The sequence below is a fragment of the Endozoicomonas sp. ONNA1 genome, assembly GCF_024606325.1.
GTDB lineage: Bacteria > Pseudomonadota > Gammaproteobacteria > Pseudomonadales > Endozoicomonadaceae > Endozoicomonas_A.
Genome location: NZ_JAHHPN010000041.1, coordinates 1 through 1054 on the forward strand (window position 1 = coordinate 1; position 1054 = coordinate 1054).

1 protein-coding gene is annotated in these 1054 nt (G+C 47.2%); it reads left to right on the forward strand.

Features of this window, described 5'->3' with window-relative positions:
• Positions 1 to 225: 225 nt before the first annotated feature.
• Positions 226 to 1054, forward strand: an 829-nt coding sequence (locus KDK19_RS00955) for a GlxA family transcriptional regulator (protein WP_257291150.1), incomplete at its 3' end; no start/stop codon positions are given.

The following is a 1054-nucleotide window of genomic DNA, read 5'->3' on the forward strand; positions in this document are numbered from 1 at the left end:
ATACCAGACGATGATAGCCATGAAACCCTGAACTTCGTCCCGCCGGACTGATGCCTCCCTGCGCGACAATGACCGGTAATCTGCTCACGGTAACAACTCCATTTATATGAGGAATATCTCGGTAGTTTAATAGGACATTCATAAACACAACTGTACATTTATGCCAACCAACCTGATAATTACGTCACATTATCAGATTTCCAGGTCAGCTCTTTGACACAGAAAATGCTTTCACTGAATAGAGTTCTGATTCCTCTGGTAGATCATATGCTGTCCACCAGCATCAGTTTGCCGCTTGAAATAATCCAGGCAGGTGTGACCTACAGCCGCCTGAAACATCAGTATTCCGACGTAGAAGTCTGTTTCTGTGCTGAGCAACTCAGCCCGATCATCACTATGGGTGGAATACCTCTGACACCGGAAGTGACCTTTGCTCAAACAGGCCCCGGTGACCTGGTGATTGTTCCCGGCCTCTGGCGAAACCCCCTTCCAGTAGTTTGGCAGTCCAAAACACTGGTGAAATGGCTGAAGAATCAGCATCAGCAGGGAGCTACCTTCTGCGTGGCAGGAACCGGAGTCACATTTATGGCTGAAACAGGTTTATTGAATCACCAGCCAGCAGCCACTCACTGGTATTTTCTTGAACGATTGAAGCGACACTATCCAGACGTTGATTTTAAACCCCATCACCTGATTACCCGCTCAGGGCGTATATTTTGCGCCGGAAGTGTCAACTCGGTTGCTGACCTTATGATTCATCTGATTGAGCTGAGCATGGGAGAGCAGGTTGCCCATAAGGTCGAGCAGCAGTTCTCCCATGAAATCCGTCGTCCTATGGATCAGATATTGTTTGCTGAAGATCACACCACCACTCATAACGATGAAATCATCATCCAGCTTCAGGAATGGATAAGGCAGCATTATTATGAAGATATTGAAATGAACCACCTGATAGAAGCTTCTGGTTTGACACGAAGAACACTGCACCGAAGATTCAAGGAAGCCACTGGCTTCTCTCCAACCACTTATATTCAGCGAATGAGACTGACCCTGG